Here is a 26,570-nt window from a genome sequence, read left to right as displayed (position 1 = left end):
TTGCCTGAGGCCTCAGCTTTCCAGGCGCAGCAGCTCGGAGCCTTCGGTCACCTGGTCGCCGGGCGCGTACAGCAGCTCGGCCACCACGCCGTCGCCGGGCGCGGCGATGGTGTGCTCCATCTTCATGGCCTCCATCACGGCCAGCGGCTGGCCCTTGCTGACCTTGTCTCCGGCCTTGACGGCAAAGGAGACCACCTTGCCCGGCATGGGCGCCGTCAGGCGGCCGCCTTCGGACTGCACCTCGCCCGCATGGGCCAGCGGATCGGCCAGGCCCAGCACGGCCGCGCCCTGGGGGGCGAACACATGGCATTGCTCGCCCAGCACATGGACCTGGGCGCGCAGGCGCTGGCCCGCGAACTGCACGTCGAAGGCGCCGTCCCCGGCCTGTTGCCAGGACAGCAGGCCCTCGGCGAGGGACTCGCCCTCGCCCACGGCCAGCTGCAGCGCGCCGTCATGCAGGTAGCGCAGGCGCGCGGGCACGGCGGCCTCGCCCTGGCGGAAGTCCCAGCGCCGCTCGGCCACGCCGTGCGAGCGCCAGCCGTCGCGGCGGCTGAAGGGGTCGGCGGTTTCCTGGGCACGCTCTGCCTGCAGCACCTGGGCCACGGCGGCGGCCACGGCCTGGGCCTGCGGCAGGCGCTGCTGGTGGAACAGATGCTGCTTCTCTCGCTCGATCAGCGCCGTGTCCAATTTGGCGGTTGCAAAGGCATCGCTGGCGATGACCAGGCGCAGGAACTGCACATTGGTGGCCAGGCCCACGATGCGTGTCTCGGCCAGGGCGGCATCGAGCCGCGCCAGCGCCTGTTCGCGCGTGTCGCCATGCACGATGAGCTTGGCGATCATGGAGTCGTAGAAGGGGCTGATGGCATCGCCTTCGCGCACGCCGTCATCCACGCGCACGTCGCCGACACGGAAGCTGGCGCAGTCGGGCTTGCGGTAGACATGCAGGGTGCCGGTGGCGGGCAGGAAGCCGTTGTCGGGGTTCTCTGCGCAGATGCGCGCCTCGATGGCGTGGCCGGTGATGCGCAGCTCGTCCTGGCGCTTGGGCAGGGGCAGGCCGCTGGCTACGCGCAGCTGCCAGTCCACCAGGTCCTCGCCCGTGATGGCCTCGGTCACCGGGTGCTCGACCTGCAGGCGGGTGTTCATTTCCATGAAGTAGAACTTCATGGCCTCGGGCTGGTCGTAGCCGCCGGGCTGCTCGACGATGAATTCCACCGTGCCCGCGCCCACGTAGTTCACGGCCTGGGCGGCGGCCACGGCGGCCTCGCCCATCTTCTGGCGCAGCGCAGGCGTCATGCCCGGCGCGGGGGACTCCTCCAGCACCTTCTGGTGGCGGCGCTGCACCGAGCAGTCGCGCTCGAACAGGTAGACGCAGTTGCCCTGGGTGTCGCCAAAGACCTGGATTTCGATGTGGCGCGGGCGCAGCACGTATTTCTCGACCAGCACGGCATCGTCGCCGAAGCTGTTGATGGCCTCGCGCTGGCAGCTGGCCAGGGCGGCGGCGAAGTCCTCGCTGCGCTCGACCAGGCGCATGCCCTTGCCGCCGCCGCCGGCGCTGGCCTTGATCAGCACCGGGTAGCCGATGCGGTCGGCCTCGCGCTGCAGCAGCTGCGGGTCCTGGTCGGCCCCGTGGTAGCCGGGCACCAGGGGCACGCCGGCCTTTTCCATGAGCTGCTTGGAGGCTGCCTTCAGGCCCATGGCGCGAATGGCCGAGGGCGGCGGGCCGATGAAGACCAGGCCGGCATCGGCGCAGGCCTGGGCGAATTCCTCGTTCTCGCTGAGAAAGCCGTAGCCGGGGTGGATGGCCTGGGCGCCCGTGGCCTTGGCGGCCTCCAGGATGCGTTCCCAGCGCAGATAGCTGTCCTTGGGGGCGCTGCCGCCGATGTGCACGGCCTCGTCGCAGGCCTGCACATGCTTGGCGCGGGCATCGGCGTCCGAGTACACGGCCACGGTGCGCACGCCCATGCGGCGGGCGGAAGCCGCGACGCGGCAGGCGATTTCACCGCGGTTGGCGATCAGGATCTTCTTGAACATGCGTTATCTCCAGTGTTTTCTCTGCAGCCCCGGTCATTCGGCGACCGGTGGCTATGGTTTTTGATTCATCGCGGGAGACCCGCCGAGCAGCGAGCGCAGGCGCTGCACCACGGCCTTGAGAAAGCGCCACAGCGCCCAGGTCAGCAGCCACAGGGCGATGACCACGACCAGCAGCACGGCGGCGAAGGCCAGCGGATGCGTGAGCGCCAGCCAGATCGCGCCCACCGAGGCACCGTCCTCCACCAGGCTCGCGCCCACGTTGGAAAACGGCTCGGGCGAAGTGTTGATGGCCGCGCGCGCCGTGCTCTTGGCCACCTGGCTGGACAGGGCCAGCGAGCCGCCCATCAGGGCCGCCATGGTGGCCATGGTCGCGCTGTCGGCGCCGAAGACGCCGGCCGCCAGCGCCGCGCCCGCAGGGATGCGGATCACGCTTTGCAGCAGGTCCCAGACCGAGTCCACGCCGGGGATCTTGTCGGCGAAGAACTCCACGAACAGCAGCGCGCCGCTGGCGAACAGCAGGGCTGGATGCTCCAGCACATGCAGCCCGCCCGGCAGCGCCACCCAGCCCAGCGCCCCCAGCAGCCCGGTCACGAAGACCACGGCGTAGAGCCTAAAGCCGCTGGCCCAGCCCAGTGCGGCGGCCAGCGCCAGCAGGCCGGCCATGTCCATGCCGCTGGTGGCCTGGCCCACGCGCTCGGCCACTTCGCCAGCCGCCTCGCTGACCGTGTGGTGCACGGCCGGACCCGGGTACAGGCCCACGGACTGCAGCCACTGGACGAGGGAGTCGGTCAGGGTGCTCATGGTGTTGGCTCGGCGTTGGCTCGGCGTTGCTCGGTGGTCGCGCGATGAATGGGCAGCCCGCGCGTGTCAGGCCAGCCAGGCCGGCTTGCGCTTTTGCAGGAAGGCCTGCACGCCCTCCTTGCCCTCGGCGCTGGCGCGGATGTCGGCGATGCCTTCGACGGTGGCGGCGATCAGCTGCTCGTTGATCTCGCGCTCGGCCACGTCGATCACAAGGCGCTTGCAGGCGCGGGCGGCGGCGGGACCGGCGCTGACCAGGTGCTTGAGCAGGCCGTCCACGGCGTTGTCCAGCTCGTCTGCCGCCACCACGCGGTGCACGAAGCCGATGCGCAGCGCCTCGGCCGCGTCGAAGCGTTCACCGGTCAGGAAGTAGCGGTGGGCGGCGCGCGCGCCCATGGCGCGGATCACGTAGGGGCTGATGGTGGCGGGGATGAGGCCGATCTTCACCTCGGACAGGCAAAAGCCCGCGCCCTCGGCGGCCACGGCCATGTCGCAGGCAGCGACCAGGCCCATGCCGCCCGCATAGACATCGCCCTGCACGCGCGCGATGGTGGGCTGCGGGCATTCGTAGATCACGCGCAGCATTTCGGCCAGCAGGCCGGCGTCCTCGCGGTTCTCGTCGCGCGAGTAGTCGGCCATGCGGCGCATCCAGTTGAGGTTGGCGCCTGCGCAGAAGGCCGGCCCCTCGGCGGCCAGCACCACGGCGCGCACGTCGCTGCGCTTGCCCACGGAGTGGAAGGCCTGGGTGATGTCGGCAATGACCTCGTCGCTGAAGGCATTGCGCACTTCGGGCTGGGTCAGCGTGATGGTGGCCAGGGGGCCCTGGAATTCGAGGGTCAGTGCGGTGGTTTTCATGAAGTACCTCGCTGCAAGGAAAGAGGGGCCGCCGTCACATGCGGAACACGCCGAAGCGCGTGTCCTCTATGGGCGCGTTGCGCGTGGCCGCCAGGCCCAGCGCCAGCACGCGGCGCGTGTCGGCGGGGTCGATGACGCCATCGTCCCACAGGCGCGCCGTCGCGTAATAGGGGTGGCCCTGATCCTCGTACTGCTGGCGGATGGGGGCCTTGAAGGCCTCTTCCTCCTCGGCCGTCCACTGGCCGCCCTTGGCCTCGATGCCGTCGCGCTTGACGGTGGCCAGCACGCTGGCCGCCTGCTCGCCGCCCATGACCGAGATGCGGGCGTTGGGCCACATCCACAGGAAGCGCGGCGAGTAGGCGCGGCCGCACATGCCGTAGTTGCCCGCGCCGAAGGAGCCGCCGATGATGATGGTGAACTTCGGCACGGCCGCCGTGGCCACGGCCGTGACCAGCTTGGCGCCGTGGCGGGCAATGCCTTCGTTCTCGTACTTGCGGCCCACCATGAAGCCCGTGATGTTCTGCAGGAAGACCAGCGGGATCTTGCGCTGGCAGCACAGCTCGATGAAGTGCGCGCCCTTGACCGCCGATTCGCTGAACAGGATGCCGTTGTTGGCGATGATGCCCACCTGCATGCCCTCGATGCGCGCAAAGCCGCAGACCAGGGTGGCGCCGAAGCGGGCCTTGAACTCGTCGAAGCGGCTGCCGTCCACCACGCGGGCGATGATCTCGCGCACATCGAAGGGCTTGCGCGTGTCCACGGGGATCACGCCGTACAGCTCGCCCCCGTCGAACAGCGGCGCCTCGGGGGGCAGGTCGCCAGCCGAAGGCTGCTTGGCATGGTTGAGGTTGGCCACGGCCTGGCGCGCCAGCGCCAGCGCGTGGGTGTCGTTGTGGGCAAGGTGGTCGGCCACGCCCGACAGGCGCGTGTGCACGTCGCCGCCGCCCAGGTCCTCGGCGCTGACCACCTCGCCCGTGGCGGCCTTCACCAGCGGCGGGCCGCCCAGGAAGATGGTGCCCTGGTTCTTGACGATGATGGACTCGTCGCTCATGGCCGGCACATAGGCGCCGCCGGCCGTGCACGAGCCCATGACCACGGCGATCTGGGCAATGCCCTCGGCGCTCATGTTGGCCTGGTTGAAGAAGATGCGGCCGAAGTGCTCGCGGTCGGGAAACACATCGTCCTGGTTGGGCAGGTTGGCGCCGCCCGAGTCCACCAGGTAGATGCAGGGCAGGCGGTTCTGCGCGGCGATCTCCTGGGCGCGCAGGTGCTTCTTCACCGTCATCGGGTAGTAGGTGCCGCCCTTCACCGTGGCGTCGTTGCACACGATCATGCAGTCCACGCCGCTGACGCGGCCGATGCCGGCGATCAGGCCCGCGCCGGGTGCATCGTTGCGGTACATGTTGAGCGCGGCCAGCGGGGCGATCTCCAGGAAGGGCGTGCCCGGGTCCAGCAGCATGGCCACGCGGTCGCGCGGCAGCAGCTTGCCGCGCGCCACGTGCTTGGCGCGCGCGGCCTCGCCGCCGCCCTCGGCGACCTTGGCCACCTGGGCCTGCAGGTCCTCGACCACGGCGCGCATGGCCGCCGCATTGGCCAGGAAGTCCGCCGAACGCGGATTGAGTTGGGTGCCCAGAATGCTCATGTGTGGCCTCTTCTTGTGTTTGCCCGATGCGGGCGCTTGGTTTTTTCGAATGTGCGGCAAAGAACGGCGGCCCGGGCTGGGGAAAATGCCGTATGCACACCGTTGAAATCGTCTTGCTCGTTTTGCTGCTGGGGGCACTGACCGGCATTGCCGCGCGCTATGTGCGCGCCATCCCGCTGCCGCTGATACAGATCGCCCTGGGAGCGCTGATCGCCTGGCCGCAAAAGGGCCTGCACATCGCCTTCGATCCCGAGCTGTTCCTGCTGCTGTTCATCCCGCCGCTGCTGTTCGCCGACGGCTGGCGCATCCCCAAGCGCGAGTTCTTCTCGCTGTACCGCCCCATCCTGCGCCTGGCGCTGGGCCTGGTGCTGTTCACGGTGGTGGGGCTGGGCTGGCTGATCCACTGGCTGGTGCCCGGCATGCCGCTGACCGTGGCCTTTGCGCTGGCCGCCGTGGTATCGCCCACCGATGCCGTGGCCGTCTCGGCCATCACGCGCAACCTGGGCATGCCCGAGAAGACCATGCACATCCTCGAAGGCGAGTCCCTGCTCAACGATGCCTCGGGCCTGGTGGCGCTGAAGTTCGCCATTGCCGCCACGCTGACCGGCCTGTTCTCGTGGACCGAGGTGGCCAAGGAATTCATGTGGATGGCCCTGGGCGGCCTGGGTGTGGGCACGCTGATCGGCTGGGGCTTTTCCTATGCGCGCAGCACCATCACGCGCCGCCTGGGCGACGTGGCGGCCACGCAGATGGTGCTGCTGCTGATCCTGCTGCCCTTCGCCGCCTACATCGTGGGCGAAAAGATCGGCGTGTCGGGCATCCTGTCGGCCGTGGCCGCGGGCATTGCCACCAACTTCGCCGACCTGGAGCGCAGCAGCTACATCAGCGAGCGGCTGCAGACCGAGGGCACCTGGAGCATGGTGGAAGCCTCGTTCAACGGCGCCATCTTCCTGCTGCTGGGCCTGCAGCTGCCCTCCATCATCGGCGTGACGCTGCACGATGCGGGCAGCGAATGGTGGGTGCTGGTGGGCTATGTGGTGATCATCTCCAGCGCGCTGCTGCTGATGCGCTGGATCTGGCTGACCCTGGGCGTGCAGCGCAGCCTGGCTCGCGCCCACTTCCAGGGAAAGATGGCAGAGCGCCCCTCCCACCTGCTGAACCTGGCCACCACCATGGCCGGCATACGCGGCGCCGTGACGCTGGCCGGCGCGCTGTCCGTGCCCATGCTGCTGAACAACGGCCAGCCCTTTCCGGGCCGCGAGATGCTGATCTTCCTGGCCACGGGCACCATCTTGTTCACGCTGGTGCTGGGCAGCATCGCGCTGCCGCTGATCCTGCGCCGCATGCCCCAGCCCGGCGAATCGCCCACGGTGCGCGAGGAGCGCCTGGCGCGCGTGGCCGCCTGCCAGTCCGCCATTGGCGGGCTGACGCTGAGCGAGCAAGAGATCCAGGGCCACACGCCCGAATGGGTGGCCATGCACCAGGAGGTCATGGGCCACCTGACGCAGGAGTACCGCAACCGCGTCCAGCTGCTGGACGACGGCAGCGGCACGGCCTCCAGCATCGAGATCCAGCGCGAGGCGCCCGAAGTCGTGCGCCAGCGCAAGCTGCGCTACCTGCTGGAGATCGAGCTGCGCCTGCGCTGCATCCACCAGGAGCGCGACGCGCTCTACGCCGAGCGCCAGGCCCACCGCATCAACGACGAGTCGCTGCGCCGCCTGGTCAGCGAGCTGGACATGCAGGAGGTCTCGCTGCGCAAGCGCCTGGTCGTGGCGCGCCGCGCTGCCGCCTCGGCCGTGAGCGCGCCCGAGGGCGGCACGCACTAGGCGGCACGCAGTGGACAGCTGGCGGCAGTGCATGAAAGCAGCCCTCAGGCGGTCCTGGCCGGGCGCAGATCCAGCATGGCGATCATCTCGTCGCGGATCTTGAACTTCTGGATCTTGCCGGTCACAGTCATCGGGAAGGCCTCGACGAAGCGGATGTAGCGCGGCACCTTGTAGTGGGCGATCTGGCCCTTGCAGAAGTCGCGCACGCCGTCTTCGGTCAGCGCCTGGCCGGGCTTGACGATGATCCAGGCGCACAGCTCCTCGCCGTAGCGCACATCGGGCACGCCGACCACCTGCACGTCCTGCACCTGGGGATGGCGGTAGAGGAATTCCTCGATCTCGCGCGGGTAGATGTTCTCGCCGCCGCGGATCACCATGTCCTTGATGCGGCCGACGATGTTCACATAGCCCTGCTCATCCATGGTGGCCAGGTCGCCCGTGTGCATCCAGGCATCGTCGTCGATGGCCTCGCGCGTGCGGGCCTCGTCCCCCCAGTAGCCGTGCATGACCGAGTAGCCGCGCGTGCACAGCTCGCCCGAGACGCCGGGCGCCACGACCTCGCCCGTGGCCGGGTCGACGATCTTGACCTCCAGGTGCGGCTGCACCTTGCCCACGGTGGACACGCGGCGCTCCAGCGGCGTGTCGGCATCGCTCTGGCAGCTGACGGGGCTGGTCTCGGTCATGCCGTAGGCGATGGTGATCTCGGACAGGTGCATGTCGCTGACCACGCGCTTCATCACCTCGATGGGGCAGGGCGAGCCGGCCATGATGCCGGTGCGCAGCGTGCTCAGGTCGAACTCCTTGAAGCGCGGGTGGTCCAGCTCGGCGATGAACATGGTGGGCACGCCGTGCAGGCCCGTGCAGCGCTCGGCCTGCACGGTCTCCAGCACCAGCAGCGGATCGAATCCGTCATTCGGGTAGACGATGGCCGATCCATGCGTGAAGCAGGCCAGGTTGCCCAGCACCATGCCGAAGCAGTGGTACAGCGGCACGGGAATGCACAGCCGGTCCTCGGGCGTCAGCCGCATGCACTCGCCGATGAAAAAGCCGTTGTTCAGGATGTTGCGGTGGGTCAGCGTGGCGCCCTTGGGAAAGCCCGTCGTGCCGCTGGTGAACTGGATGTTGATGGGGTCGGTGTTCTTGAGCGTGGCGGCCACGGCGTCGATGCGCGCATCCTGCGCATCACCGCGCGCCAGCAGGCTGGAAAAGCGCAGCATGCCGGGCTGCTCTTCGCCCTGCCCTGCCACGTCGATCCAGACCACGCTGCGCAGCTGGGGCAGGCGCGCGCAATGCAGGCGGCCGGGCTCGGCCGTGGCCAGCTCGGGGGCCAGTTCACGCAGCATGCCCAGGTAGTCGCTGGTCTTGAACTGCGCCATGGTCACCAGGGCCTTGCAGCCGACCTTGTTGAGCGCGTACTCGACCTCGGAGGTGCGGTAGGCCGGGTTGATGTTGACCAGCACCAGGCCGACCTGGGCCGTGGCCAGCTGCATCAGCACCCATTCGGCGTTGTTGTGCGACCAGATGCCGACGCGGTCGCCCTTGTCCAGCCCCAGGCCCAGCAGCGCGCTGGCCAGGCGGCGCGCCTCGCTGTGCAGGCCGGCATAGCTGTAGCGCAGGCCCTGGTGGCGGCTGACCAGGGCCTCGCGATCGGGCTGGCGGGCCGCCATGTCGGCAAAGAAATCGCCGATGGTCTGCTCGATCAGCGGCACATCGGTGCGGCCTTGGGCATGGCTGGAAGCGAGCGGGGCGTTCTGGGCGGGCATGCGTTGTCTCCTGTGTCGTCGGCGTCGCCTGGGACGGGCAAATGCAGTGGCCTGCCCCGTCACGGCAGCTATTGCGTGGCAGCATAAGGGCCAACCCCGAGCAGAACAGGCCACGAAGGTTGCAATAATTGCCAGCATGTTCACCCCCTCGCTGGTCAAGACCCCCCTGCCCCAGGCGGCCGCCACCATGGCCTCCGCACACCCTGCAGTCACGCCCATGGCCTTTGTGCAGGCCATTATGCTGGCCTACGAACGCCGGGGCATCAGCGCCCTGTCCGCCCTGGAGAAGGCACAAATTGCGCCAGACTCCGTCAAAGAGCGCAACGAGTGCATCACGGCGCTGCAGATGGAGGCACTGTCCGATGCCGCCATGCGCGAACTCGACGACGAGGCCCTGGGCTGGTTCTCCCGGCGCCTGCCCTGGGGCAGCTACGGCATGCTGGCACGCGCCAGCATGGGCAGCGAGCAGCTGGGCCTGGCGCTGGCGCGCTGGTGCCGCCACCATGGCCTGCTGGCCGACGACATCCGCCTCACGCTGACGCAGGAAGACGGCTTGGCCACGCTGGCCATCGAGGAGCTGTCCACGCTGGGCGCCATGCGCGAGTTCTGCCTGCTGTCGGTGCTGCGCAATATCCACGGCCTGGCCAGCTGGTTCATCGATGAGCCGCTGCCGCTGCGGCGCGCCTGCTTTCCCTTCGATCCCCCGCCGCATGCGGGCGTGTATGCGCTGCTGTTCCCGCCGGGCGAGGTGGAGTTTGGCGCGGCCCGGGCCTGCCTCCAGTTCGACGCGCGTTTTCTGGATATGCCGCTGACGCGCGACGAGCCTGCGCTGCAGCGCATGCTGCAGCGCGCCCTGCCGCTGCAGGTGCGCCCCTACCGGCGCGAGCGCCAGCTGGTGCAGCGCGTGCGCCAGCTGCTGGCGGCCGACGCCGAATGCCTGCAGACGGCCGACACGCTGGCGCGCCAGCTGCACCTGTCCCAGCGCAGCCTGCATCGCCAGCTCAAGGAAGAAGGCGCCTCGCTGCAGGCGCTCAAGGACGAGGTGCGGCGCGAACGTGCCGTGGCCCTGCTGCTGCGCACCAGCCGACCCATCAAGCGCATCGCGCAGTCCTGCGGCTTTCTCAACGACAAGAGCTTCATCCGCGCCTTCCGGCTGTGGACGGGGCTGTCGCCTTCCGAATTCCGCAAGAGCGCGCGAGCCCGGCCCGAGTGAGGGCCGCGCGCATCCTGGCGCGATTTGCATCCTGCGCGACAGCCGCCGTCCGCGCATCTGGCCTAGGCTTTGCGCATGCACCATCTCCACCACTGCGTCAGCGCGCGCTCCTTCCGCGCGCTGTGGATGCTCGAAGAACTGCAGCTTCCCTACACGCTGCACATGCTGCCGTTTCCGCCGCGCGCGCTGCAGCGCAGCTACCTGGAGCTCAACCCGCTGGGCACGGTGCCGCTGCTGCGCCACGGCGAGGCCAGGCTGACCGAGTCAGCCGCCATCTGCGAATACCTGGCCGCCCTGCACCCCGGGGCGGGCCTGTCCGTGCAGCCGCAGGAGGCGGGCTTCGCGGCCTACCTCAACTGGCTGCACATGAGCGATGCCACGCTGACCTTCCCGCAGACCCTGGTGCTGCGCTATGCGCACTTCGAGCCAGCCGAACGGCGCCAGCCCCAGGTGGCCCAGGACTACCAGCGCTGGTTCCTTGCGCGGCTGCGCGCCGTGGAGCAGGCCGTGGAGCAGCGCGACTGGCTCACGGCAGACCGCTTCACCGCTGCCGACGTGGCCGTGGGCTATGCGCTGATGCTGTCGGCGCACCTGGAGATGGAATCGCAATGGGGGCCTGCCACCCAGGCCTACTGGCAGCGCCTGCAGCAGCGGCCCGCCTTCCAGCGGGCGCTGCAGGCCGAGCAGCAGGCCGCGCGTGCGCAGGCCGTGGACGAGACGCCTTCGCCGCGGCTGCGCTAGGGCCGGCTCAAGCCCAAGCTCAGGCGCTGGCGCTGGCCTGCCCGATGGCGCGCAGCATGGCAGGCAGCTCGCCCATGTCGCCGAACACGCAGCTGGCGCCGGCTTCGAGCAGTTGCTCGGCCGAGGCATGGCCCTGGTCGGCCGGGAAGTAGCCCCAGACCGTGGCGCCTGCGGCCACGCCGGCGGTGACGCCGGTCACCGTGTCCTCGATGACCAGGCAGCGCGCCGGCTCCACGCCCAGGGCGGCGGCGGCGGCCAGGTACACATCGGGAAAGGGCTTGCTGCGCGGCAGCTCATGGCCGCTGAAGACGCGGCCCTCGAAATAAGGGGCCATGCCGACCTGGGCCAGCTGCATCTCCACCTTGGCGCGGTCCGCGCCCGAGGCGCAGGCGATGCGGCCAGCGCACAGCGCATGGGACTCGCTGACGGCGGACAGCGCGCCGTCAATGGCCACCAGCTCGGCGCGCAGAGCGGCGTTGCGGCGCTCGTAGAAGGCGGCCATCCATGCGTCGGTCAGCGGCTTGCCGGTGCGCGCCTCGATCAGCGCGGCCTGGCTGCGCACGGTCTTGCCGATGAATTCGCGCAGGCATTCCTCGGTGCTGATGGGCCAGCCCGATTCATTGAGCATGGTGCACAGCACGCGGTTGGTGATGGATTCACTGTCGACGAGCACGCCGTCACAGTCGAAGAGCACGGCCTCGAAAGCAGTCATGGATGGATTCTCGAAACAAACTGAGCAAGGGCGCCCTGGGGCGCCCTTGCTGCGGAAAATGGCCGGATTATGCGCCGGCCGCGCATGCCTGTGCCCTGCTCAGGGGAAGGAGGCACCGGCCAGCGGATGCACCATGCGCTTGACGTTGCGCACCGAGATGGAATGGAACTGGCCATCGTCGGTGACCACATCGCCGAAGGCGAAAAAGCCTTCGGCCGCGTTGCGGTTGAACTGCTCCAGGCGCTGCGCGAGGCTGGCGTTGTTGGACACGGATTCGAGGCGGTACTCGATGGCGCCCTGCTGGTCGCCGCTCTTTTCGTACAGCTGCACGCCTTCGGTATTGCCGCGCAGCACCAGGGCGCCACGCAGCAGGTGGCCCTTGGCACCCATCTCGTCCAGGCGCTGCTTCAGCGCCGTGCCGTTGGCCATGCCGAAGGGCGCGGCCAGGGCGAACACCGCGTACTCGAAGGCCGGCGCCTTGGAGTCCTTGACGTAGAGGTTGAACATCTCGTCGCCCGAGATCAGCGGGCCCGTGTAGCGGAAACCCCGGCCGCTCATCTCGGCCAGTTGCTGCGTGAAGCCGGACGTGTCCAGCGCACCCACGGCGGGGCGCGTCTCGTAGCTGTAGGTGGCGGCGGCGCTGCTGCTGCGCACATAGAGGTTGCGCAGGTCCTGCGTGCTGCTGGGGAACGCCATGCCCGACTTGTACAGGTAGCCCTGCGCACCCTGCGCATTGAGCTGGGCCACCAGGGCCGAGACGCCCGCCACGTCGGCCACCATGCGGTAGTCCAGGCGCGTGCCGGTGTGGGCCGTGTCGGTGACGTAGAAGTCACCGATGGGAACGGGGAAGGTCGTGCCGCCCGAGGCCAGGCTGTAGGTGAAGGCATAGCCTTGCGCCCCCAGCGTGTTCATGGCGGACAGGGCCGCGTCGAAGTTTTCGGCAGCCGTCTCCATGCGGTACTGGCCGGTCACCGGCGTCGTCGTGCCGCCGCCGGGGTTGCCGGGCGTGCCGGGGTTGCCAGGATTTCCGCCATTGCCGGGATCTCCGCCGCCCGGTTCTCCCAATCCACCACCACCGCCACCGCCACAGGCGGCCAGGGTTCCCAGAAGCATCAATGCCGCACTGCGGCGCGTGAGCTGTACCATCTTCATGACTATCTCCCCTTCTCGTTGAATACGTGCCCGTTCCATGCGGAATCTCAGGGCATCGGCGGCGATTTTGGGGAGTTGGCCGACATCCGGTCACCCCCCGGCCGGGGGGTAATCGTTACGATGTGCGCAAGGTGTATCCGGGCGCGCCCTGGCGCTCCAGCCCTTTCGACATGCTTTCGCGCGGACCATGCACAGCCATCCCCTCCTGACCGATTCCTCCTGCCTCCAATCGGGGCGCTATGCCCTGGTGATCGACGACCACCCGCTGACGGCCATGGGCGTGTCCGAGTTCCTGAAACAATTCGGCCTGTCCGAAGTCCATGCCGTGGCCGATGCGGGCGAAGGCCTGCAGTGCATGGCCGGCAGGGGATCGCCGCATCTGGCCATCGTGGATTTCTGGCTGGGTGCCAGCGCAGGCACGGACGTGGTGCGCGAAATCCGCACGCTGGCGCCCGCCTGCCGCGTGCTCATGACCAGCGGCGACACGCATGGCGCGATTGCCCTGAAGGCACGCGCGGCCGGGGCCCATGGCTTTGTGCTCAAGTCGCAGCCGCCGCAGGTGCTGCAGCAGGCCCTGGCGGCCCTGCTGCGCGGCGAGACCTGGTTCCCCGCCGCCCCGCTGGCGCCGCAGTCGCCCGGCGGCGCCCATGCCATCCGCATGACGGCGGCCGAGCTGGGCCTCACCCCGCGCCAGGCCCAGGTGCTGGACCTGGTGCTGCGCGGCCTGCCCAATCCCAGCATTGCGCAGTTGCTGCACCTGTCGCCGCACACGGTCAAGGAGCATGTGGCAGGCGCCCTGCAGCGCCTGGGCGTGCACAGCCGCATCGACGCAATCACGCGCATGCAGGGCATTGCGCTGGAGCTGCCGCCCTCCGTACCGCCGACCGATACGGTTCAGGCGCCGGCCAGCCTGCGCTGAAGCAGGGCCAGCAGCGCCAGCGGGTCCACGGGCTTGCGCAGCAGCAGATAGCCCAGTTCCTGCGCCTCCTGCTCCAGCGCCGGTGACGGCTCGCCGCTGAGCAGGGCGCCCGCCGCCTGCGGCGCTTGCGCCAGCACGTTCTGCAGCAGCGCAAAGCCGTTCTCGCCCTGGGCCAGATGGTGGTCGCACAGCACGAAATCGGGATGCTGCCCCGCCGCCAGCCAGTCGGCCACCTCGCGGCCCGTGGCGGCCACATCCACCTGCAGCCCCCAATCGCGCAGCAGGCCGGCCAGGGCCCGCGCCACCTGCGCATCGTCATCGACCACCCAGCACCGGCCCTGGAGCAGGGGCGGCCGGGCCTGCGCCTGCGCCTGCGCCTGCGGTCCATCGGACGATCCCTCGGACTGCGGCAAGGCCGCCTGCACATTCAGGCTGGACGGCAATTGCAGCCAGAAGCACGAACCCCGCCCCGGCGTGGACAGCAGGCCGTGCTCCACGCCCATGCGCCGCGCGGCTGCGGCCACGACGGCCAGGCCCAGGCCCTGGCTGCTCACGCCGGGCAGGTGGTCGGCCGCAGGCTGGGCCGCGCGCCGGGCCGCCTGGCCTGAACGCGCGCGAAAGTGCGGTGCGAAGACATGGGGCCGGTCTTCGGCCGCAATGCCCAGGCCCGTGTCCCAGACCTCGATGCGCCAGCCCCCGCCGTGCACGCGGGCGGCCAGCAGCACCCCGCCGCGCTGGGTGTAGCGCAGGGCGTTGTGCAGCAGGTTGAACACCATCTGGCGCAGCAGGGCCTCATCGGCACGCACCAGGCTGTCCATGCCGCGCGCCACGCGCCAGCGCAGCACCAGCCCGCGCTGGCGCGCCTCGGCCGCGAACAGGCGCGTGGCATCGCCCAGCAGAATGCGCAGGTCCATCACCTGGGCGCGCAGCTCCCAGGTGCCGTTCTCCAGGCGCGACAGGTCCAGCAGGTCGTTGCACATGGTGCCCAGCGACTGGGCACAGGCCTGGGCATCGTCAAGCACGCCTGCCAGCGCGCCGTCGGCATTGCGCTGGCGGGCGGTTTCCACCAGCAGGCCCAGGGCATGCAGGGGCTGGCGCAGGTCATGGCTGGCGGCCGACAGGAAGCGGCTCTTGGCCTCCAGCGCCTGTTCGGCCTGCTCCTTGGCGGCCAGGTAGCGTTCGGCCAGCAGCTGGCGGTCACGCTCCTGCGCCCATTGCTGCAGCATGAGCTGGCGCGCCCCCCAGGCATGGCGCGCGATGGTGGCGCCATACAGCATGAGCAGCGGCAGCAGGTACAGGCCCCTGTTCGGGAAGTACCAGACCACGGCCAGCAGCATGGCGCCGTACAGCACGCCGAAGAAGCGCTTGAATACGGCAGCCGCCGGCGCCAGGAAGGTGGCGGCCGAGGCCACGACGCCGCACAGCACCAGGTAGATGAAAAGCCGGAATTCATGGCCGCTGCCATGGGTCAGCGGTATCGCCAGCGCCCAGGAACCGGCGTTGAGCAGGGCCATGCGGCCCATCACGCGCTCCCAGCGCTGCAGCCGCGCTGGCAACTCGGCCGATGGCACGGCAGCACCCAGGTCCCGGCGCAACTGGCGTCGCAACCCGACAAAGACGCAGGCCATGAACGCCATGCCCAGCCACCACAGCAGCAGCGGCACCTGGAAGGCGCCCGTTTCGTGCCGCTGCAGCCAGACCACGATGCCGGGGATGATGAGGGCCGCCGCCTCGGACGAGCCCCGCGATGCGATGGACAGCAGCAGCCGCTGGCGCTGCTGCAGTTTCCACAGCGGCTCCGCAGGGCCGCTGTCGTGTTCAGAACTGGTCGCCATCCACGTAGAGCCAGCGCCCGGCTTCGCGCACGAAACGGCTGCGCTCATGCAGGCGCACGGCGCGGCCGCCCACGCGGTAGCGCGCGACGAATTCCACCTCGGCGCTGTCCTCGCCGGTGCTTCGGAAGTCCTTGACCGCCAGCCCCAGCCAGCGTGCTGAAGGCTCGAAGTCCAGCGTGGCGGGCCGCTGGCTGGCGTGCCAGGTGGCCAGCAGATAGGCGGCGTCCTCGCGCACGAAGGCGCTGTAGCGCGAGCGCATCAAGGCCTGGGCATCGGGCGCAGGGCAGTCGTCGAAATGGTCCAGGTAGCGGCCGCAGCAGGCATCGAAGGCCAGGGGACGGCCCTTGGCATCGTGCTGGCCGCAGGGACAGGCCGGGGAGGTGGCGGCAGCGCTCATAGCGGCTGGCCCTGCGGAACTTGCGGAACTTGCGGAATTTGCGGAATTTGCGGAATTTGGGAGAGGACGGCGCGGGAGCAGGAATGCATGTCAGTCACGGCCGCCTTGCTGCGACCGGGTTCTTGATGGAGGACAGGCGGGCCATGATACTGACCGCGGGCCCTCGGGCCTGTAAGGAGAGCCCATGTTTTCAATGTCGGTCCCGTGGTGGGAGTTCGTGGTGCGCGGCGTGGCCGTCTACCTGTTTTTGCTGGTGTTCCTTCGGCTGACCGGGCGGCGCCAGACGGGGCAATACGCGCCGTTCGACCTGGTGCTGCTGCTCATCCTGTCGAATGCGGTGCAGAACTCCATGAATGCCGGGGACAACTCGCTGATCGGCGGCATGGTCTCGGCCTCCACGCTGATCCTGTGCCATCTGCTGCTGTCCTGGCTGACCTTTCGCTTTCCCGCGCTGGAGCGGCTCATCGACGGCAAGGCCAAGGCCCTGATCAGGGACGGACACCTGAACAAGGACCTGATGCGCGAGGAACGCATCACGCGCGACGATATCGAGGCCGCGCTGCGTGCGGGCGGCTGCCTGCACCTGCGCGAGGTGGAGCGCGCCACGCTGGAGACCGACGGCAGCATCACCGTCGTCCTGCGCCGCCGCGACAGCGAGAACGACGGCGATCCGCCGGTCTGACCCCCTGCCCGGCAGGCCCTGTCAGTCGAGCTGCTCCAGGAAGCGCTCGATGGCCAGGTTCACGGGCTGCGGATGCGTGAGGTTGGCCGCATGGCCGGCACCCGGCACCTCCACCCACTGCGCCCTGGGCAAGGCCTTGGCCATGGCGCGTGCACGGTCGGGCGCGATGGCTGTGTCGTCCGTTCCATGGATGACCAGGGCCGGCACATGGATGTCGGGCAGGCGCGGGCTGATGTCATCGCGCTGGGCCAGCGCCAGAAAGCTCTGCCCCAGGTTGATGGGCGTGGCCTTCTTCCATTTGGCACGCCAGGCGGCCGCGCCGCTCCAGCCCTGGCCCAGGATGGTGCGCTCCACCGTGGTCGCCATGTCGTCGCTGAGGCCATGCTCCATCCAGGCGCGCAGCAAGGCTTCGTGGTGGGGCATCTGCTCGGGGTCTTCCAGCATGGCCTGGGTGTCGATCAGCACCAGCGCGCGCACGATCTCGGGGTGGATGAGCGCGCAGCGCAGCGACAGGTAGCCGCCCTGCGACATGCCGACCAGCACCGCGCGCTCCACGCCCAGGTGCTCGAGCAGGGCGGCCAGGTCGTCGGCCGAGTCGTAGTAGTCGAAGGGTGCGCAATGCGCGGGGTCTGCCGTCTGGCCATGGCCGCGCTCGTCCCAGCTGATGCAGCGAAAGCGCCCCTGCAGTGCCTGGACCTGGGGGGCGAACATGGTGTGGTCCATGAGCAGCCCGTGCGAAAACACCAGGGCCGGGCCTCTCCCTCCCGTGTCCTCGTAGTACAGGTTCTGGCCGTTGACGGAAGCGATGGGCATGTCGGGATCTCCTGCGAAGGTGGTCACAAACCTGCCGGAAACGGCTGCCCGCCTCTCTCGGGCGCCGTGCCGGCGATGCTCCATGCTAAGCCCTGCGGGTGTCAGGGCCATCCGGCCCGACCCGCAGCGTGGGGGATTGGCCTCAGGCCAGGGCGCGCTGGATGAGAATTTTCTGCACGTCGCTCGTGCCTTCGTAGATCTGGCAGACGCGCACGTCGCGGTAGATGCGTTCCACGGGGAAGTCGCTGACCACGCCATAGCCGCCCAGGGTCTGGATGGCGGCGCTGCACACGCGCTCGGCCATTTCGCTGGCGAACAGCTTGGCCATGGCCGCTTCCTTGAGGCAGGGCAGGCCGGCATCGCGCAGGCTGGCCGCATGCCAGATCAGCTGGCGCGCGGCCTCGATCTGCGTGGCGCAGTCGGCCAGGCGAAAGCCCACGGCCTGGTGGTTGAAGATGGGCTGGCCGAAGCTCTCGCGCTCCTTGGAGTACTGCAGCGCGCAATCGAAGGCCGCACGCGCCATGCCCACGCTTTGCGCGGCAATGCCGATGCGCCCTCCTTCCAGCGCCGACAGCGCAATCCTGTAGCCCTCGCCCTCGGCGCCGATGAGGTTGGCGGCGGGGATGCGGCAGCCCTCGAACTGGATCTGGGCCGTGTCCGAACTGTGCTGGCCCAGCTTGTCCTCCAGCCGCAGCACCTGGTAGCCGGGTGCGGAGGTCGGAACGATGAAGGCGCTCATGCCGCGCTTGCCAGCAGCCTTGTCGGTGACGGCGATGACGATGGCCACGTCGCCGTTCTTGCCGCTGGTGATGAATTGCTTGACGCCGTTGATCACGTAGTCGCTGCCGTCGCGCGTGGCCGTGGTGCGCAGCGCCGAGGCGTCCGAGCCCACATGCGGCTCGGTCAGGCAGAAGGCGCCCAGCATCTCGCCGCGCGCCAGCGGCGCCAGCCATTGCTGCTTTTGCGCCTCGCTGCCGTAGCGCATGAGGATGGCGTTGACGGGGCAGTTGGTGACGCTGATCACCGTGCTGGTGCCGCCGTCGCCGGCTGCGATTTCCTCCAGCACCAGGGCAAGGCTCAGGTAGTCGAGGCCGGCGCCGCCGTATTCCTCGGGCACGCAGATGCCGTAGGCGCCCAGCGCCGCCAGGCCCTGGTGCACGTTCTTGGGAAAGTGGTGTTCCTTGTCCCAGCGTGCGGCATGGGGCGTGATTTCGGTGCGCACGAAGTCGCGCACCGCGTCACGGATCATTTCCTGGTCTGCGTTGAGCAGCATGTCTTGTCTCCTGATTCTTGTTTCGTTGTTCGTTGTCCGTTGCGCTGGCCGGATCTGCCGTCGGATCTACCAGGCGATGCGCTGCCCGTCGTGGCGCAGCATGCGGCCCCGGTCGGCCGGCGTGACGCCGGCCAGCGTGCGCACCAGGCCCTGCACGCTTTGCTCCACGGTGAAGGTGGCAGCCGCGCCACCCATGTCGGTCTGCACCCAGCCCGGGTCCAGCGCGACCACGGTGGCGCCCGGCCATTGCGGCTGTGCGCTGGCCACGACCATGTTGAGCGCAGCCTTGCTGACGCGGTAGAGCCAGGCGTCGGATTCGGCGTCGGCCAGCAGCGACATCTGGCTGGAGAACAGGCCGAACACGCCACCCGCCGCCTCGACCAGCGGCGCCACCTGGGGCAGCACCTGCATGGCGCCCAGCACATTGGTGTGCATGACGCGGTCGAACTGCTCGCGCGTGGGCGGCGTGGCCGAGCTGTGGGCATCCCACACTCCGGCCACATACAGCGCCAGCTCGATCTTCTCGCCGTCGAGCTGCCAGGCCAGGCCGCTGACGCTGGCCGGCTCGGCCACATCCACCAGCAGCACCTTGGCGCCCGTGGCCTCGACGCGCTCGCGGTCGGCCTCGCTGCGCACCGTGGCGACCACGCTGCGGCCCTGGGCCGCATAGGCCTGCACCAAGGCAAAACCAAGCCCGCGCGAGGCTCCCAACACCAGAGTGACTGCCATGTCTTTCGACCTTTCAAATGGAATGCGGTCAGCGGCCCTGCTCGCCCGCGATCTGCTTTTCGTAGCGCTCGACCATGGCCTCCTGCGTCTCGGTGGGCGCAGGCAGACCGATCTGCTGGTGGACCATCTGGTTCACCGAGGGCATGACGTTGCGCGACACCTGGGACTCTGGCTTCCAGAGCCGGGCGCGCATCAGGGCCTTGGCACAGTGCAGATAGGCCTCCTGCACCTGGATCTCCAGAACGATCTTGGGCCGGAAGCCTTCGCTGGCGAACAGCGCCGTGTAGTGGGCCTCGTCGCGCAGCTTGGCCACGCCGTTGACGCGCAAGGTCTCGTCGAAACCCGGCACCATGAACAGCAGGCCGATGCGCGGATCGGCGATCAGGTTGCTGAAGCTGTCCAGGCGGTTGTTGCCGCCCGAATCGGGAATCAGCAGCGTCTGGTTGTCAGGCGCCTTGATGAAGCCCGGCTTGCCGCCGCGCGGCGAGGCATCCATCATCGCGCCCGCCCCGCCCCCCGTGGCCACGATGCACAGCGGCGACAGCGCGATGAAGCGCAGGCAGTGCCGGTCCAGGTCCACCTGCTGCTTGAGCAAGGCCCTTTCGGCCGGCATGGCATACAGGCTGCGCAACTGTTCTTCGCTGGTAATCATGGTCGAGAGGTTAAGGTAATAGCGGATCGGCCGATCCAAGTCTAGCTCTCTGGACGTCTGTGGCGCTGCCCATAAAACTGGCGCAATGCAAATCAGAGACACCGAGGAAGGGCCTACGCCGGCCGCGCCGCCCCGCACCGAGGGTGTCGTCCCCCTTTCAGGGGGAGGGCGCGCAGCGCCTCAGGGGGTGACCATTTCTATCGCCATGGCTGTTCCCTCGCCGCCGCCTATGCACAGCGTGGCCAGGCCGCGCTTGCCGCCGCGCGCCTGCAGGGCGTGCAGCAGCGTGACCAGGATGCGCGCACCGCTGGCGCCAATGGGGTGGCCCAGCGCACAGGCGCCGCCGTTGACGTTGACCTTGTCGCGCGGCACGCCCAGCTCGGCCATCAGGGCCATGGGCACGACGGCAAAGGCTTCGTTGACTTCCCACAGGTCCACGTCCGCCGCCGTCCAGCCGGCCTTCTTGAGGGCCTTCTGCGTGGCGCCCACGGGGGCCGTGGTGAACCATTCGGGCTCCTGGGCATGCGTGGCATGGGCGACGATGCGCGCCAGCGGCTTGCAGCCCAGCTCCTTGGCCGTGGACTCGCGCATCAGCACCAGGGCGGCGGCGCCGTCGTTGATGCTGGAGCTCGATGCGGCCGTGATCGTGCCGTCCTTCTTGAAGGCGGGCTTGAGACTGGCGATCTTGTCCAGCTTGGCCTTGGCCGGGCCTTCGTCGATGCTGACCGTGACGTCGCCCTTGCGCGTGGAGACGGTCACGGGCGTGATCTCGGCGGCGAAGGCGCCGCTTTCAGTGGCGGCCTGGGCGCGCTTGACGCTTTCGATGGCGTAGGCGTCCTGCTGCTCGCGCGTGAAGTGGTATTTGGCGGCGCAGTCCTCGCCAAAAGTGCCCATGGAGCGGCCGGGCTCGTAGGCGTCCTCCAGGCCGTCGAGCATCATGTGGTCATAGACCTTGTCGTGGCCCATGCGGTAGCCGCCACGGCCCTTCTTGAGCAGGTAGGGCGCATTGGTCATGCTTTCCATGCCGCCGGAGACCACGACATCGCGGCTGCCTGCGACCAGCTGGTCGTGCGCCAGGATGGTGGCCTCCATGCCGGCGCCGCACATCTTGGACAGGGTCACGGCGCCCGTGCTGCGCGGCAGGCCGCCCTTGAAGCCGGCCTGGCGGGCGGGCGCCTGGCCCTGGCCCGCCATCAGGCAGTTGCCGAACAGCACTTCGTCCACTTTCTCGGGCGCCACGCCCGCGCGCTGCACGGCCGCCTTGATGGCGGCGCCGCCCAGATCATGGGCCGCGAGGTCGGCGAAGTCGCCCTGGAAGGCGCCCATGGGGGTGCGGGCTGCGCCGACGATGACGATGGGGTCTTGCATGCTTGTCTCCTGGGGTGTCGTGATGGTGAAAGAAAGGGAAAACGGGTCAGGCCAGCCAGCGGCTGCGCTCGTAGGGGAAGACATCGTGGACATGGCCTTCACGGATGCGCTGCTGGTGCGCCTGCCAGAAGGCGGGGTCGAGCAGGTCGGCATGGTGGCGCATGAAGACTTCGCGCACAGCCGGGTTGCCCAGCAGAAAGGGCGCGAAGGTTTCCGGGAACACATCGCGCGGGCCCACGGGGTACCAGACCTCGCCGCTGAGCTCGTCCTCCTCGTTGCGCGGCGCGGGCACCTGGCGGAAGTGGCAGTCGGTCAGGTATTCGATCTCGTCGTAGTCGTAGAACACCACCTTGCCGCCGCGCGTGATGCCGAAGTTCTTCCACAGCATGTCGCCCGGGAAGATGTTGGCCGCGACCAGGTCCTTGATGGCATTGCCGTACTCGATCACGGCGCTCTCCAGGCGCTGCCGCGGTGCCGGCAGGTCCAGCCCGTCATCGAAGCACTCCTGCAGCAGCATGTTCAGCGGCACCATGCGCCGCTCTATGTAGAGGTGGGAGATGATGACCTCTTGCCGGCCATCGCCGTCGCGGTCGCTGATCTCGACCTGGCTGGGCGCATGCTCCAGGATCTCGGCGATCAGCGCATCCGAAAAGCGCTCGCGCGGGAAGGCGACCAGGCTGTACTCCAGCGTGTCGGCCATGCGCCCCACGCGGTCGTGCTGCTTGACCAGGCGGTACTTGGCCTTGACCTGTTCGCGCGTGATCTCCTTGGGCGCGGCGAAGCGGTCCTTGATGAGCTTGAACACATAGGGAAAGCTGGGCAGGTCGAACACCAGCATGACCATGCCCTTGATGCCGGGCGCGATGCGGAACTGGTCGCGCGAATGGCGCAGGTGGTGCAGGAAGTCGCGGTAGAACAGCGTCTTGCCCTGCTTGGCCAGGCCCAGGGCGTTGTACAGCTCGGCGCGCGGCTTGCGCGGCATGAGGCTGCGCAGGAACTGCACGTAGGCGCTGGGCACGTCGGTATCGACCATGAAGTAGGCGCGCGCAAAGCTGAACAGGCCGTGGAAGTCCTTCTCGCCGAAAAGGGCCGCATGCAGCACCAGCCGGCCGTTGTCGCCGTGCAGGATGGGCACGGCCCAGGACAGCTCGGCAAAGCCGTTGATGATCTTGCCGACGATGTAGGCGCCCTTGTTGCGGAAAAACAGGCTGGACAGCACCTGGATCTGGAAGTTGGCGTACAGGCGCATGGCCTGCAGCTGCGGCTCCAGGCGCTCGGCCAGGCGGGCGATGTCGCGCTCCAGGTCCTCGAAGGGGCGCTGCAGCGCGAACTGCTCCACGACTTCGCGCAGCGTCTGCGGCAGCGTCTCGCGCGTGGGGTAGAAGGCCAGGTAGGCCGGGCGCGCAGCCGGCTCCTGGTTCTCTATGTATTCCGTGCTGACGGCGGGCCGCACGAAGATGAAGTCGTTGTGGAAATGCGTGCGGTGCAGGATCTTGGTGGTGACCGAGTTGAAGAAGGTCTCGGCCAGCTCCGGCTGCAGGTGGTTGACCATGAGCCCGATGTAGTGGCGCTTGATCTGCTGCCAGACCGGCATGGGCTGGGCGCCGGCCGCAAATTCCTTTTCAAGCCGGCGCACGCATTCGCGCACGCGCAGGTCGTAGAACTCGATGCGCTCGCGCTGGGCACGCTGCTGGCCCAGCCAGTCGGCGGTTTCGAAGCGGTGCTTGGCGCGGGCGGATTCGGCGCGGAACAGGCGGTAATGGCGATTGAAGCCATCCATCATCGCCCGCGCGATGTCATGGGCAAGCAGGGTGTCCTGGGCAGGCATCGGCATGAAGTCTCCCGGGGTCCTGCCTGCCATGGCCGCTCAGTCGCGCTGGCGGCTGGCGACCAGCTCGACAGCCTCGGCATGGATGTTGGCGATGCCGCCGACACCGGGCACGGTCATCTGCAGATTGGTGATCAGGCCGTCCTTGAGGCCATAGCACCAGCCGTGCAGCGTGACCTTCTGGCCGCGCGCCCAGGCATCCTGCATCACCGTGCTCTGCGCCACATTGATGACCTGCTCGATGGCATTGAGTTCGCACAGCGCATCGTGGCGCCATTGCGGGGACAGGCTGGCCAGCAGCGCCTGGTGCTTGTCGCGCACATCCTTCACATGGCGGATCCAGTTGTCGGCCAGGCCCACGCGCACATCTTCCAGTGCCGCCAGCACGCCGCCGCAGCCATAGTGGCCCACGACCATCAGGTGCTCGACCTTGAGCTGGTCCACCGCGTACTGGATGGTGGACAGGCAGTTCAGGTCGCTGGGCACGACCACGTTGGCCACGTTGCGGTGCACGAACACCTCGCCGGGCTCCAGGCCCGTGATCTGGTTCGCAGGGACGCGGCTGTCGGAACAGCCGATCCACATGTAGCGGGGTTTTTGCTGCGACAACAGCCCGGTGAAGAAACCGGGCCGGTCACGCTCCATCTGCTGGGCCCATTCGCGGTTGTGGACAAACAGTTCTTCGATGGAGGTTGTGCTCATAAGCAATCCTTTTTGTTGGGTCAAACTCAAGAACGGCGCGGCAGGCGGGTGCGGGATCAGCAGGTCTCTGCGAACAGCTCGCGGCCGATCAGCATGCGACGGATCTCGCTGGTGCCGGCGCCGATCTCATAGAGTTTCGCATCCCGCCAGAGGCGACCCAGTGGGTATTCGTTGATATACCCATTACCTCCATAGATTTGAACGCCTTCGCCGGCCATCCATGTCGCCTTCTCGGCACACCACAGGATGACGCTGGCGCAGTCCTTGCGGACTTGGCGAACATGCTCCGTTCCCAGCAGATCGAGGTTTTTGGCGACCGTATAGGCAAATGAGCGGCCCGCTTGCAGCACGGTGTACATGTCGGCCACCTTGCCCTGGATGAGCTGGAACTCGCCAATGCTCTGGCCGAACTGCTTGCGGTCATGGATGTAGGGCACGACGTTGTCCATCACCGACTGCATGATGCCCAGCGGCCCGCCGGTCAGCACGGCACGCTCGTAGTCCAGGCCGCTCATCAGCACCTTGGCGCCGTTGTTCAGCCCGCCCAGCACGTTCTCGGCCGGCACCTCGACGTTCTCGAACACCAGCTCGCCCGTGTGGCTGCCACGCATGCCCAGCTTGTCCAGCTTCTGGGCAATGGAAAAGCCCTTCATGCCCTTCTCGATCAGGAAGGCAGTCACGCCGCGGGCGTTCAGCTCGGGCTCGGTCTTGGCGTAGACCACCAGGGTGTCGGCATCGGGACCATTGGTGATCCACATCTTGGTGCCGTTGAGCAGGAAGTAGCCGCCCTTGTCCTCGGCCTTGAGCTTCATGCTGATCACGTCCGAGCCGGCGCCGGGCTCGCTCATGGCCAGCGCGCCCACGTGCTCGCCGCTGATCAGCTTGGGCAGGTACTTGGCCTTTTGCGACTCGTTGCCGTTGCGGTTGATCTGGTTCACGCAAAGATTGCTGTGCGCGCCGTAGGACAGGCCCACCGAGGCACTGGCGCGCGAGATTTCCTCCATCGCCACCATGTGGGCCAGGTAGCCCATGTTGGCGCCGCCGTACTGCTCGGACACGGTGATGCCCAGCACGCCCAGATCGCCAAACTTGCGCCACAGGTCCATGGGGAACTGGTCGTCGCGGTCGATCTCGCCGGCGCGCGGTGCAATCTCGGCCTGTGCGAACTCGCGCACGGCATCGCGCAGCGCGTCGATGTCCTCGCCCAGTTGAAAGTTCAGGCCCGGCAGGTTGGAAAGGCTCATCTCGTGTCTCCTGTGGAAATTTGGTGAAAGAACGCCGCCCGGCTCAGTCGGCCAGATCGCGGCCCTGCACGCACATCAGCGTGCAGCCCATGGTGGCAATCAGTTTTTCGCGGCCTTCGTCGATGGCATAGGCGCGCCCCTCGGTCACGATGATCGTGCGGCCCGGCTTGATCACCCGGCCTTCCATGCGAAAGCGCTGGCCCTTGGCGGGGGCCAGCAGATTGATCTTGAATTCGATGGTGAGCACGGCAGCATCGGCCGGCATCAGGGTCAGCCCTGCATAGCCGCAGGCGGAATCCAGCGCCGTGGAAACCATGCCGGCATGCAAAAACCCATGCTGCTGCGTCAGCCCGGGAGCCCAGGCCAGGCAGACATCGACGGCGCCGGGCTCCAGCAGGGACAACTCGGCGCCCAGGGTGTGCATCGCGCCCTGGCGTGCAAAACTGTCTCGCACACGGCGGGCAAAGTCGCTGTTTGCAGGTTCCAGGCGGGGCACGGTCAAGGCAAGCCTCACAAATTACGTTTACGTAAACGTCAATTATGAAGCATTTTTCCCATCCAGGTGTTTCAACAGAGTGCGGGCCTCGGATTCCTGCTCTCGCACCTCGGCCAGGTTGGCCTGCAGATCGGCCAGGCGGTCCTCGAGCTGGCGGCGATGCACAGCCAGCACTTCCAGGAATTTGCGCAGTTGCACGCCCGTATCGCGGGGGCTGTCGTAGAGATCGATGATCTCCTTGGCTTCGTTCAGAGACAGTCCCAGCCGCTTGGCCCGCAAGGTCAGGCGAAGACGTGTGCGATCACGCGCGCTGTAGACGCGATTGCGCCCGCCAGGCCCGGCGCGCTCGGGCTCAAGCAAGCCCATGTCTTCATAGAAGCGGATGGCCCGGGTCGTGAGATCGAACTCCTTGGCAAGATCGCTGATGGTGTAGGTGGTCGACATGGCTGGAGAGTCCGCCGGCATCCACAGCCGGCGGCCATGGGAATGCGACGTTGACGTTAACGTCAATGCTAGCGGAATTGTCCGCAGGAAACTGCGCCGGATGTTGCATCCGGGTGCGGCGAAGAAGCCCGGCAGGAATAAAAAGAGAGCGCGTCAGCGCTCTCTTTTTCTGGGATGTCCGTTTTGGATATTCGTTTGGCTATCCGTTTTGGCTGTTCAGCCTGTTTCCCGTTTCCTGCAGCCCAATGCAAAAACTGTCTCTTATACACATCTGACGCTGCCGACGAAATGCGAACAGTGTAGATGGCGGTGGTCGGCGGATGAGTAGAATGGGGGGGGGGGGGGGGGGGGGGGGGGGGGGGGGGGGGGGGGGGGGGGGGGGGGGGGGGGGGGGGGGGGGGGGGGGGGGGGGGGGGGGGGGGGGGGGGGGGGGGGGGGGGGGGGGGGGGGGGGGG

Annotated in this window: 25 protein-coding genes; 5 read left to right on the top strand and 20 right to left on the bottom strand. The window is 68.2% G+C overall.

The genetic code is table 11. From position 1 onward, the window contains the following. Positions 1 to 12 precede the first annotated feature (12 nt). From JHD82_RS11100 to JHD82_RS11085, 4 genes are all read right to left on the bottom strand, one after another. A complete protein-coding gene (locus tag JHD82_RS11100) occupies positions 13 to 2,031 on the bottom strand; it encodes an acetyl/propionyl/methylcrotonyl-CoA carboxylase subunit alpha (protein WP_065346949.1) in 2,019 nt (672 codons plus the stop codon). A gap of 51 nt (positions 2,032 to 2,082) precedes the next feature. Further along, on the bottom strand, positions 2,083 to 2,832 hold the full coding sequence (locus JHD82_RS11095) for a DUF4126 domain-containing protein (protein WP_043820273.1): 750 nt from the start codon (positions 2,830 to 2,832) through the stop codon (positions 2,083 to 2,085). 66 nt (positions 2,833 to 2,898) lie between these two features. After that, entirely contained in the window at positions 2,899 to 3,684 is a 786-nt protein-coding gene (locus JHD82_RS11090; RefSeq protein ID WP_012207769.1) for an enoyl-CoA hydratase/isomerase family protein, read from the bottom strand. Between the two features lie 34 nt (positions 3,685 to 3,718). After that, positions 3,719 to 5,326, bottom strand: a complete 1,608-nt coding sequence (locus JHD82_RS11085) for a carboxyl transferase domain-containing protein (protein ID WP_047327945.1) — start codon at positions 5,324 to 5,326, stop codon at positions 3,719 to 3,721. A 92-nt stretch (positions 5,327 to 5,418) separates the two neighbouring features. Between JHD82_RS11085 and JHD82_RS11080 the strand changes: the two genes are divergently transcribed. Further along, on the top strand, positions 5,419 to 7,152 hold the full coding sequence (locus tag JHD82_RS11080; RefSeq protein ID WP_199136485.1) for a Na+/H+ antiporter: 1,734 nt from the start codon (positions 5,419 to 5,421) through the stop codon (positions 7,150 to 7,152). A 44-nt stretch (positions 7,153 to 7,196) separates the two neighbouring features. Here JHD82_RS11080 and JHD82_RS11075 read toward each other — a convergent pair whose 3' ends face one another. Further along, positions 7,197 to 8,915, bottom strand: coding sequence for an AMP-binding protein (locus JHD82_RS11075; RefSeq protein ID WP_199136484.1), 1,719 nt, complete (start codon positions 8,913 to 8,915; stop codon positions 7,197 to 7,199). Positions 8,916 to 9,051: 136 nt separating this feature from the next. Here JHD82_RS11075 and JHD82_RS11070 point away from each other — a divergent pair, with 136 nt between their 5' ends. Then, entirely contained in the window at positions 9,052 to 10,128 is a 1,077-nt protein-coding gene (locus tag JHD82_RS11070; RefSeq protein WP_016450029.1) for an AraC family transcriptional regulator, read from the top strand. A gap of 75 nt (positions 10,129 to 10,203) precedes the next feature. Further along, on the top strand, positions 10,204 to 10,869 hold the full coding sequence (locus tag JHD82_RS11065) for a glutathione S-transferase family protein (RefSeq protein ID WP_199136483.1): 666 nt from the start codon (positions 10,204 to 10,206) through the stop codon (positions 10,867 to 10,869). Between the two features lie 19 nt (positions 10,870 to 10,888). Here JHD82_RS11065 and JHD82_RS11060 read toward each other — a convergent pair whose 3' ends face one another. Both JHD82_RS11060 and JHD82_RS11055 read right to left on the bottom strand, forming a co-directional pair. After that, positions 10,889 to 11,581, bottom strand: a complete 693-nt coding sequence (locus JHD82_RS11060) for an HAD family phosphatase (RefSeq protein WP_012207775.1) — start codon at positions 11,579 to 11,581, stop codon at positions 10,889 to 10,891. Between the two features lie 99 nt (positions 11,582 to 11,680). Then, entirely contained in the window at positions 11,681 to 12,733 is a 1,053-nt protein-coding gene (locus tag JHD82_RS11055) for a hypothetical protein (RefSeq protein WP_012207776.1), read from the bottom strand. Between the two features lie 187 nt (positions 12,734 to 12,920). Here JHD82_RS11055 and JHD82_RS11050 point away from each other — a divergent pair, with 187 nt between their 5' ends. Beyond that, positions 12,921 to 13,652 carry a response regulator transcription factor gene (locus JHD82_RS11050; protein ID WP_199136482.1) on the top strand — a complete coding sequence of 244 codons (732 nt, stop codon included), beginning with the start codon at positions 12,921 to 12,923 and terminating at the stop codon, positions 13,650 to 13,652. On the opposite strand, the gene JHD82_RS11045 is transcribed toward JHD82_RS11050, so the two are convergent. Together JHD82_RS11045 and JHD82_RS11040 are read right to left on the bottom strand one after the other, a co-directional pair. Beyond that, on the bottom strand, positions 13,628 to 15,487 hold the full coding sequence (locus JHD82_RS11045) for a hybrid sensor histidine kinase/response regulator (RefSeq protein ID WP_199136481.1): 1,860 nt from the start codon (positions 15,485 to 15,487) through the stop codon (positions 13,628 to 13,630). The two genes, JHD82_RS11050 and JHD82_RS11045, sit on opposite strands and share 25 nt — an antisense overlap. Next, on the bottom strand, positions 15,471 to 15,884 hold the full coding sequence (locus tag JHD82_RS11040; protein WP_199136480.1) for a YchJ family protein: 414 nt from the start codon (positions 15,882 to 15,884) through the stop codon (positions 15,471 to 15,473). Before JHD82_RS11040 ends, JHD82_RS11045 begins: the two co-directional genes overlap by 17 nt. Positions 15,885 to 16,068: 184 nt before the next feature. Here JHD82_RS11040 and JHD82_RS11035 point away from each other — a divergent pair, with 184 nt between their 5' ends. Beyond that, positions 16,069 to 16,566: a DUF421 domain-containing protein gene (locus JHD82_RS11035; protein ID WP_012207780.1), complete on the top strand. Its 498-nt coding sequence runs from the start codon at positions 16,069 to 16,071 to the stop codon at positions 16,564 to 16,566. 21 nt (positions 16,567 to 16,587) lie between these two features. On the opposite strand, the gene JHD82_RS11030 is transcribed toward JHD82_RS11035, so the two are convergent. The 11 genes from JHD82_RS11030 to JHD82_RS10980 all read right to left on the bottom strand — a co-directional run. Continuing rightward, positions 16,588 to 17,379, bottom strand: a complete 792-nt coding sequence (locus JHD82_RS11030) for an alpha/beta fold hydrolase (protein WP_199136479.1) — start codon at positions 17,377 to 17,379, stop codon at positions 16,588 to 16,590. A gap of 142 nt (positions 17,380 to 17,521) precedes the next feature. Further along, on the bottom strand, positions 17,522 to 18,652 hold the full coding sequence (locus JHD82_RS11025) for an acyl-CoA dehydrogenase family protein (protein WP_012207782.1): 1,131 nt from the start codon (positions 18,650 to 18,652) through the stop codon (positions 17,522 to 17,524). 66 nt (positions 18,653 to 18,718) lie between these two features. Beyond that, positions 18,719 to 19,381 (bottom strand): SDR family oxidoreductase, encoded by a 663-nt coding sequence (locus tag JHD82_RS11020; protein WP_199136477.1) that lies wholly within the window; start codon positions 19,379 to 19,381, stop codon positions 18,719 to 18,721. A gap of 28 nt (positions 19,382 to 19,409) precedes the next feature. Further along, positions 19,410 to 20,033 carry a pyridoxamine 5'-phosphate oxidase family protein gene (locus JHD82_RS11015; protein ID WP_199136475.1) on the bottom strand — a complete coding sequence of 208 codons (624 nt, stop codon included), beginning with the start codon at positions 20,031 to 20,033 and terminating at the stop codon, positions 19,410 to 19,412. A gap of 180 nt (positions 20,034 to 20,213) precedes the next feature. Continuing rightward, positions 20,214 to 21,401 carry an acetyl-CoA C-acyltransferase gene (locus tag JHD82_RS11010; RefSeq protein ID WP_016450017.1) on the bottom strand — a complete coding sequence of 396 codons (1,188 nt, stop codon included), beginning with the start codon at positions 21,399 to 21,401 and terminating at the stop codon, positions 20,214 to 20,216. A gap of 46 nt (positions 21,402 to 21,447) precedes the next feature. Further along, entirely contained in the window at positions 21,448 to 23,235 is a 1,788-nt protein-coding gene (gene aceK / locus JHD82_RS11005; RefSeq protein ID WP_013800382.1) for a bifunctional isocitrate dehydrogenase kinase/phosphatase, read from the bottom strand. A 33-nt stretch (positions 23,236 to 23,268) separates the two neighbouring features. Continuing rightward, positions 23,269 to 23,931 carry a carbonate dehydratase gene (gene can / locus JHD82_RS11000; protein ID WP_012207787.1) on the bottom strand — a complete coding sequence of 221 codons (663 nt, stop codon included), beginning with the start codon at positions 23,929 to 23,931 and terminating at the stop codon, positions 23,269 to 23,271. 56 nt (positions 23,932 to 23,987) lie between these two features. Further along, the gene (locus JHD82_RS10995) at positions 23,988 to 25,175 is read right to left on the bottom strand and encodes an isovaleryl-CoA dehydrogenase (protein ID WP_012207788.1); all 1,188 of its coding nucleotides are present in this window, start codon (positions 25,173 to 25,175) and stop codon (positions 23,988 to 23,990) included. A gap of 43 nt (positions 25,176 to 25,218) precedes the next feature. Further along, on the bottom strand, positions 25,219 to 25,677 hold the full coding sequence (locus JHD82_RS10990; RefSeq protein ID WP_013800380.1) for a PaaI family thioesterase: 459 nt from the start codon (positions 25,675 to 25,677) through the stop codon (positions 25,219 to 25,221). A gap of 36 nt (positions 25,678 to 25,713) precedes the next feature. Continuing rightward, a complete protein-coding gene (locus tag JHD82_RS10985) occupies positions 25,714 to 26,115 on the bottom strand; it encodes a MerR family DNA-binding transcriptional regulator (protein WP_013800379.1) in 402 nt (133 codons plus the stop codon). A 199-nt stretch (positions 26,116 to 26,314) separates the two neighbouring features. Then, the coding region (locus JHD82_RS10980) for a hypothetical protein (RefSeq protein ID WP_199136474.1) at positions 26,315 to 26,570 on the bottom strand (256 nt) is incomplete at its 5' end.

The sequence above is a fragment of the Delftia sp. ASV31 genome, assembly GCF_016428765.1.
GTDB classification, from domain to species: Bacteria; Pseudomonadota; Gammaproteobacteria; order Burkholderiales; family Burkholderiaceae_C; genus Comamonas; species Comamonas acidovorans.
This window is presented reverse-complemented; position numbering and strand designations above follow the sequence as displayed.

Bases quoted from the DNA above. Each gene is read 5' to 3' on its own strand.
- JHD82_RS11100 (WP_065346949.1), bottom strand. From the start codon at position 2,031: ATGTTCAAGAAGATCCTGATCGCCAACCGCGGTGAAATCGCCTGCCGC.
- JHD82_RS11095 (WP_043820273.1), bottom strand. From the start codon at position 2,832: ATGAGCACCCTGACCGACTCCCTCGTCCAGTGGCTGCAGTCCGTGGGC.
- JHD82_RS11090 (WP_012207769.1), bottom strand. From the start codon at position 3,684: ATGAAAACCACCGCACTGACCCTCGAATTCCAGGGCCCCCTGGCCACC.
- JHD82_RS11085 (WP_047327945.1), bottom strand. From the start codon at position 5,326: ATGAGCATTCTGGGCACCCAACTCAATCCGCGTTCGGCGGACTTCCTG.
- JHD82_RS11080 (WP_199136485.1), top strand. From the start codon at position 5,419: ATGCACACCGTTGAAATCGTCTTGCTCGTTTTGCTGCTGGGGGCACTG.
- JHD82_RS11075 (WP_199136484.1), bottom strand. From the start codon at position 8,915: ATGCCCGCCCAGAACGCCCCGCTCGCTTCCAGCCATGCCCAAGGCCGC.
- JHD82_RS11070 (WP_016450029.1), top strand. From the start codon at position 9,052: ATGTTCACCCCCTCGCTGGTCAAGACCCCCCTGCCCCAGGCGGCCGCC.
- JHD82_RS11065 (WP_199136483.1), top strand. From the start codon at position 10,204: ATGCACCATCTCCACCACTGCGTCAGCGCGCGCTCCTTCCGCGCGCTG.
- JHD82_RS11060 (WP_012207775.1), bottom strand. From the start codon at position 11,581: ATGACTGCTTTCGAGGCCGTGCTCTTCGACTGTGACGGCGTGCTCGTC.
- JHD82_RS11055 (WP_012207776.1), bottom strand. From the start codon at position 12,733: ATGAAGATGGTACAGCTCACGCGCCGCAGTGCGGCATTGATGCTTCTG.
- JHD82_RS11050 (WP_199136482.1), top strand. From the start codon at position 12,921: ATGCACAGCCATCCCCTCCTGACCGATTCCTCCTGCCTCCAATCGGGG.
- JHD82_RS11045 (WP_199136481.1), bottom strand. From the start codon at position 15,487: ATGGCGACCAGTTCTGAACACGACAGCGGCCCTGCGGAGCCGCTGTGG.
- JHD82_RS11040 (WP_199136480.1), bottom strand. From the start codon at position 15,884: ATGAGCGCTGCCGCCACCTCCCCGGCCTGTCCCTGCGGCCAGCACGAT.
- JHD82_RS11035 (WP_012207780.1), top strand. From the start codon at position 16,069: ATGTTTTCAATGTCGGTCCCGTGGTGGGAGTTCGTGGTGCGCGGCGTG.
- JHD82_RS11030 (WP_199136479.1), bottom strand. From the start codon at position 17,379: ATGCCCATCGCTTCCGTCAACGGCCAGAACCTGTACTACGAGGACACG.
- JHD82_RS11025 (WP_012207782.1), bottom strand. From the start codon at position 18,652: ATGCTGCTCAACGCAGACCAGGAAATGATCCGTGACGCGGTGCGCGAC.
- JHD82_RS11020 (WP_199136477.1), bottom strand. From the start codon at position 19,381: ATGGCAGTCACTCTGGTGTTGGGAGCCTCGCGCGGGCTTGGTTTTGCC.
- JHD82_RS11015 (WP_199136475.1), bottom strand. From the start codon at position 20,033: ATGATTACCAGCGAAGAACAGTTGCGCAGCCTGTATGCCATGCCGGCC.
- JHD82_RS11010 (WP_016450017.1), bottom strand. From the start codon at position 21,401: ATGCAAGACCCCATCGTCATCGTCGGCGCAGCCCGCACCCCCATGGGC.
- aceK (WP_013800382.1), bottom strand. From the start codon at position 23,235: ATGCCGATGCCTGCCCAGGACACCCTGCTTGCCCATGACATCGCGCGG.
- can (WP_012207787.1), bottom strand. From the start codon at position 23,931: ATGAGCACAACCTCCATCGAAGAACTGTTTGTCCACAACCGCGAATGG.
- JHD82_RS10995 (WP_012207788.1), bottom strand. From the start codon at position 25,175: ATGAGCCTTTCCAACCTGCCGGGCCTGAACTTTCAACTGGGCGAGGAC.
- JHD82_RS10985 (WP_013800379.1), bottom strand. From the start codon at position 26,115: ATGTCGACCACCTACACCATCAGCGATCTTGCCAAGGAGTTCGATCTC.